5 protein-coding genes are annotated in these 6,070 nt (G+C 70.6%); 2 read left to right on the top strand and 3 right to left on the bottom strand.

Annotated elements, in window-relative coordinates; genetic code table 11:
• On the top strand, positions 1-880 hold an 880-nt coding region (locus KCH87_RS47490), incomplete at its 5' end, for a helix-turn-helix transcriptional regulator (protein WP_210594240.1).
• Between the two features lie 22 nt (positions 881-902).
• Here KCH87_RS47490 and KCH87_RS47485 read toward each other — a convergent pair.
• Together KCH87_RS47485 and KCH87_RS47480 are read right to left on the bottom strand one after the other, a co-directional pair.
• On the bottom strand, positions 903-1,721 hold the full coding sequence (locus KCH87_RS47485) for an SAM-dependent methyltransferase (RefSeq protein WP_210594239.1): 819 nt from the start codon (positions 1,719-1,721) through the stop codon (positions 903-905).
• Between the two features lie 250 nt (positions 1,722-1,971).
• On the bottom strand, positions 1,972-3,786 hold the full coding sequence (locus tag KCH87_RS47480; RefSeq protein ID WP_210594238.1) for an FAD-binding dehydrogenase: 1,815 nt from the start codon (positions 3,784-3,786) through the stop codon (positions 1,972-1,974).
• A gap of 193 nt (positions 3,787-3,979) precedes the next feature.
• On the opposite strand from KCH87_RS47480, the gene KCH87_RS47475 reads away from it, so the two are divergent.
• A complete protein-coding gene (locus tag KCH87_RS47475) occupies positions 3,980-5,143 on the top strand; it encodes a CdaR family transcriptional regulator (protein WP_210594237.1) in 1,164 nt (387 codons plus the stop codon).
• 7 nt (positions 5,144-5,150) lie between these two features.
• On the opposite strand, the gene KCH87_RS47470 is transcribed toward KCH87_RS47475, so the two are convergent.
• Positions 5,151-6,008 carry an aldo/keto reductase gene (locus tag KCH87_RS47470; protein ID WP_210594236.1) on the bottom strand — a complete coding sequence of 286 codons (858 nt, stop codon included), beginning with the start codon at positions 6,006-6,008 and terminating at the stop codon, positions 5,151-5,153.
• Between the last annotated feature and the right edge of the window lie 62 nt (positions 6,009-6,070).

Below are 6,070 nucleotides of genomic sequence, written 5' to 3'. Positions count from 1 at the left end.
CGACCGGCCGGAGCCCGCGCCGACTCTGCTGAAAATGCTGGTCGGTGTACAGCTGGCGGGCTTCCGCGAGGACGCCGGACTCGCCCAGGACCAGGCGGCACGGGCCCTGGGCTTCAGCCCCGCCAAGCTCTCGCGCATCGAGGCGGGCAAGGGCCGCCGTCCCCCGGCGGAGAGCGATGTCCGCGCCCTGCTGGAGCTGTACGGCACGGACGACTACGAAGCCTCGGTGTTGCTGAAGCTGCTGCACCGCGCCGGTGAGCCGGGCTGGTGGCAGCGCTACGACAAACGCCTGATGCCCGAGTGGTTCGACCGGCTGGTGGGACTCCAGGAGGCGGCGGCCGCGATCCGTACCTTCGAGATCCAGTACGTCCCGGGTCTGCTCCAGACTCCGGAATACACCCGGGCGGTGGTACGGCGGGGTCTGCCCACCGCGCCCTCGGCCGAGGTACGGCGCCGGGTCGAACTCCGCACGCGGCGGACGGAGTTGCTCCAGCGAGGAGCCGACGCTCCGCAGCTGTGGGCGGTGATCGACGAGTCAGTGCTGCTGCGCGTCCTGGGCAGCGTGGACGTGATGCGCGAGCAGCTCGCGCACCTGGTCGAGATGGCTCAGCGGTCGAACGTGACCGTGCAGATCGTGCCGCTGGACGTGACGAACGCTTCGGCGCCGGCCATACCGATCACGTATCTCCGCTTCGGCGGTCTCGACCTGCCCGACGTCGTCTACCTGGAGCACATAAGGAGCGCCAACTTCCTGGAGGACCAGGACGAGACGGAGGAGTACCGGCTCGCCCTGGACCGGCTGGCCGACGAGGCGCTCACGCCCCGGGCCTCGCTGGAGTTGCTGCGGGAGACGATGGAACAGCGCTACCCCAAGGCCTGACCGGTCCAGGACCTGATCGACCTCAGGGGAGGCGGCCGACGCCGCCGAACTCGATCCATTCGTGGGTGAGCTGACGGGGTGCCACCTCGGAGTCGGGCCGCCAGGTGGACACCTCCACGAGGCCCGGCTCGAGGATCTCCAGGCCCTCGAACAGTGCGGCGACGTCCTGCTCCTGGCGCACCCGGCCCCAGTGTCCCTGGGTCGCCTTGTCCATGAAGTCGGTGACGAAGGCGCGCACTTCGGGGTCCTCGCTGACCAGCTGGCACATGACCAAGTAGCTGCCGGGGACCAGTCGTGCGGCCACGCGGCGGGCCACGGCGAGGGGGCCGTCCGTGTCGCTGTCCGGGATGCAGTGCATCACCGAGTTGAAGAGCACGGCGACGGGCTGGGAGAGGTCGATCAGGCGCTGGGTGTCGGGGTGGGCGAAGATGGCGTCGGTCTCGCGCATGTCCGCGTGAATGACGGCGGTGCGCTCGTCCTGCTCCAGCAGTGCCCGGCCGTGGACCAGCACCATGGGGTCGTTGTCGACGTAGACCACGTGGGAGTCGGAGTGCACGCGCTGGGCGACCTGGTGCACGTTGTCCTGGGTGGGCAGGCCGGATCCGTGGTCGAGGAACTGGCGGATTCCGTGGTCCTCGGCCAGTGTCCGTACGACGCGCTGGAGGAAGCGCCGGTTGTTGACGGCGAGCCGGCGGGTGCTGGGCACGACCTTGTCGAGTTCCTCGCAGGCCGCGCGGTCGGCGGCGTAGTTGTCCTTGCCGCCCAGGTAGTGGTCGTACATCCGGGCGGCCGTCGGTACGTCGGCGTCGATCGACGTGGACAGCTGCTTGTCGGTGTGCATCGTTCCCCCGGCCTCTTTGCCCGCGCCAACTTCGCTGGCCTGACTGGGAGTCCATCCTAGGGACCCGGCTTCAGCCGCGGCCACCCCACCGACGAACCCGCCCCCGGATGAAGGACATCGCGGGTACCGCCGTGACCGGGCCGGGGCGCACAGCCCCGGCCCGGTTCATGTCGCCGTCCCGGCCTCGCGCGGACAGCCCTGCTGCGCCAGTTCCCGCGCGACGTTCATGTGCGAGCGCGCCGTCGGGATTTCAGCTCGCGGTCGCGGCGGCCGCCGCACGGCCCGCCTGGCGGCCGGAAAACAGGCAACCGCCGAGGAAGGTGCCTTCCAGGGAGCGGTAGCCGTGCACACCTCCGCCGCCGAAACCCGAGACCTCACCGGCCGCGTAGAGCCCTGGGATCGGGGTTCCGGTCCCGTCCAGGACGCGGCCGGAGAGGTCGGTCTGAAGCCCGCCGAGCGTCTTGCGGGTGAGGATGTTGAGGCGTACGGCGATCAGCGGTCCGGCGCTCGAGTCCATGATCTTGTGAGCCGATGCGGTACGGCTGAGGGTGTCGCCGGGGTAGGCAAGGGCGTTGCGGATGCCCATGACCTGGACGTCCTTGGTGTACGGGTTGTCGATCTCCCGGTCCCGTGCCTCGATCTGGCGTTGCAGACCGGCCAGGCCGATCAGGTCGTCGCCGGTCAACTTGTTCATGCCGGCGACCAGTTCGGGCAGTGTGGTGGCGACGACGAAGTCGGCCCCGTTGTTCTTGAACTTCTCGATCGGCTCGGGGGTCTGCCAGATCCGGGACAGCAGCTGCCAGATGTTCTTGTTGGTGAGGTCGGGATTCTGCTCCGAGCCCGACAGCGCGAACTCCTTGGCGATGATCTTCTGGGTGGTGACGAACCAGGAGTAGTCGTAGCCGGTCTCGGTGATCGACTTGAGCGTGTGGAGCGTGTCGTACCCAGGAATGTCCGGGGTGTTGAACCGCTTGCCGGTGGCGTCGAACCACATGGAGGAGGGGCCCGGCAGGATGCGGATGCCGTGGCCGGGCCAGATGGGGTCGTAGTTGCGCAAGCCCTCGGTGTAGTGCCACATCCGGTCGGGGTTGACGATCCGGCCGCCCGCCTTCTCCGTGATGGCGAGCATGCGCCCGTCGACATGCGCGGGCACACCCGTGACCATGAACTTGGGCGGAGTGCCCATCCGGGCGGGCCAGTTCTGCCGTACGAGATCGTGGTTGGCGCCGATGCCGCCCGAGGTGACGATGACGATGGGCGCCCGCAGTTCGAAGTCGCCCACGACGGTGCGGGAGCTGGGCTTGCCGCGGGCGGCGTTGCTGGGTTCGAGGATCTTGCCGCGTACGCCGGTGACGGCGCCGCCGGTCGTGACGATGCCGTCGACGCGGTGCCGGAACTTGAAGGTGACGTGCCCGCCCTCGACCGCGGCCCGTACCTTCTTCTCGAAGGGCTCGACCACCGCGGGACCGGTCCCCCAGGTCACATGGAAGCGGGGCACCGAGTTTCCGTGCCCGTCCGCGAGTCCGCCGCCGCGCTCGGCCCAGCCGACGATCGGGAACCACTGCACGCCAAGACCGGCGAGCCAGGACCGCTTCTCACCGGATGCGAAGTCCACGTATGCCTCGGCCCATTTGGCGGCCCAGTAGTCCTGCCCGAGCGGATCGGAGACACCCCGGTCGAAGCCGGCCGTGCCCTGCCAGTCCTGCCAGGCCAGTTCGTGGGAGTCCTTGACGCCCATCAGCCGCTGCTCGTCGGAGTCGACGAAGAACAGGCCGCCGAAGGACCAGAACGCCTGTCCGCCGAGGCTGGCTTCGGGTTCCTGGTCGAGGAGGAGCACCTTGCGGCCCGCGGCGGCGAGTTCGGCGGTCGCGACGAGTCCGGCGAGTCCGCCGCCCACGACGATCGCGTCCGCGTCGGCGCTCGCTGACGTGGCCGCGAAGGCGGGCATCTGCGCGAGGGCCGCTCCGGCGAGGGCGCCGCCGGCGACGGTCAGGGCGCGGCGGCGGCTGATCGCTCCCGGAGCGGCCGAGGGCTCCGTGCTGTCCGTGTGCTCGGTGGTCACCATGAGCTGCCTTCCGTACGGCGTGCGGGATGCGGGCGGCGCGCAGGGTATTGCTGTGACACGTGTGTTGTTACCGTCGGTAGCCCACAGGGAATCAGGTCCTCAGGGCAGCGTGGTAGTCGTCGGGAGTCAACGCGGGCGTCTCCTCGTTGTGGCCCGGCGACAGCGCTCGGACCAGCGGACGAGGGAGGGGTTCATGACGGTCGTCCAGGAGCGGGAGCCGGTCGGAGAGGTCCTGCGGGCCCTGGCCGTCGACACGGATGTGTGCGGCGAACTCGCCCTTGCGGCGCGGCTCCACTCCCCCGAGGTCGCCCGGCTCACCGAGGCGGAGACCCGCTCGCATGTGACGGCCATCATCCGTGCGGCCGGCGCCTGGTTCGGGACCTTCGATCCGGGCGCACGGGGCGGCTTCGACCACGTCGAGGAACAGGACTTCACCGCCGCGCTGCTGCTGGGTGCCGACCGGGCCGGGCAGGGCGTTCCGATGACCGCCGTGCTGCGCGGTGTCCAGGCGGCGCTCACGCGGGCGGTGGAGATCACCGTGGACCGCTGCCGGACGGCGGGGGTGCCGGACGGGGCGCTGCTCGTTCTCGTACTGCGGCTGAAGGAGTACGGCGACGCGGTCGAACGGCATGTGATCAACGGGTACCGCGCGGCGGAGCGGGGCGCGCCGCACGGCGTGGGCGAGCTGAGGACGAGGCTGCTGCGCCAGTTGCTGACGGGCGAGGTCGCGCCGTCGGCCGAGGAACTGGCGCGGGTGGGTCTGCGACCGGATGCCCGGCGTCACCTGGTGGTCTCGGACGCCTCCACCGGCCCGGTCCCCCTGCGGGGCATCTTCGGGCCGGTGGAGAGGAGGCTTGCCGGGCTGTGTCCGCGCAGGCCCACCGGCGAGGAGGTGGGTGATGCCGCGCTGGTCGTGGTCTCACCGGCGGTGCCGCTTCAGGAACTCCGCCGGGCGCATCGGCTCTGCGTCCGCGCGCTGGAGATCGGGGGGCGGCAGGGGCGGCTGGGGCTGTACGACGTCACCGACTTCGCGGCCGAGATAGCGCTGTCGGACCAGCCGCTGCTGGGCTCGTACCTCAGCGACCGGCTCCTGGGCGCCCTCGATCCGTCGGACGCCTTTCACCGGCAGCTCGCGCTGACCGCGCTGACGTTCCTCGACAACGGCCGTCGGCTCGACCAGACCGCGGCGACGCTGTTCACCCACCCCAACACCGTCCGCTACCGGCTCGGCCGGCTCCAGCAGATCACCGGGGAGTCGCTGACCGACCTGCCGCCCGAGAGCCGCTCCAACCCCTTGAGCGCCGTGCACTGGTGGTGGGCGCTCACGACCTGGCTGGAGCTGGAGCGGACCGGCTGACGTCGGCTCAGACGGCGTCCAGCTCGGTGAGCTCCTCGGGCGTGAGCACGAGGTCCGGCGCGGCGCAGGAGTCACGGATCGTCTCCGGCCGGCTCGCCCCCGGGATCGGTACGACGACCGGCGACTTGGCGAGCATCCAGGCCAGGCACACCCGCTGCGGGCTCACGCCGTGGGCCTCGGCGATGCGGGCGAACGGCGCGTGGACCGAGCCGAGTTCACCGGAGCGGACGATACCGCCGAGCGGGCTCCAGGGCAGGAACGCGATGCCGAGTTCGTCGCACAGGCGCAGCTCGGGCTCGCTGGAGCGGAAGGCCGGGGAGAACTGGTTCTGCACCGAGACCAGCCGGCCGCCGAGGATCTCGCCCGCGTCCTTGATCTGGTCCGGGTTCGCGTTGGAGATGCCCGCCATACGGATCTTGCCCTGGTCCAGCAGGTCGCGCACCGCGCCGACGGACTCGGCGTAGGGCACGCGCGGGTCGGGGCGGTGGAACTGGTAGAGCCCGATGGCCTCCACCCCGAGCCGGCGCAGGGACGCCTCGCAGGCCTGCTTGATGTACTCGGGGCTGCCGTTCAGAGTCCAGCTGCCGTCGCCGGGGCGCAGATGGCCGCCCTTGGTGGCGACCAGGACATCCGCTCCCCGGTCGTGCGAGGCGAGGGCCTTGGCGATGAGGGTCTCGTTGTGGCCGACTTCGTCGGCGTGCAGGTGGTAGGCGTCCGCCGTGTCGATCAGCGTCACGCCGGCGTCGAGCGCGGCGTGGATGGTCGCGAGGGACCGGGCCTCGTCCGGTCGCCCCTCGATCGACATGGGCATACCGCCCAGGCCGATCGCGCTGACGTCGACGTCACCGATGCGGCGAGTGTGCATGTGGTCGTGACCTCTTTCGACTGTCGTGGGGAGTCATCCCTCAGCCTCGCTGGCCTGCCGCC

Origin of the sequence: Streptomyces sp. GESEQ-35, assembly GCF_017948485.1 — a bacterium.
In the GTDB taxonomy this organism is placed as follows: Bacteria; Actinomycetota; Actinomycetes; order Streptomycetales; family Streptomycetaceae; genus Streptomyces.
This window is presented reverse-complemented; position numbering and strand designations above follow the sequence as displayed.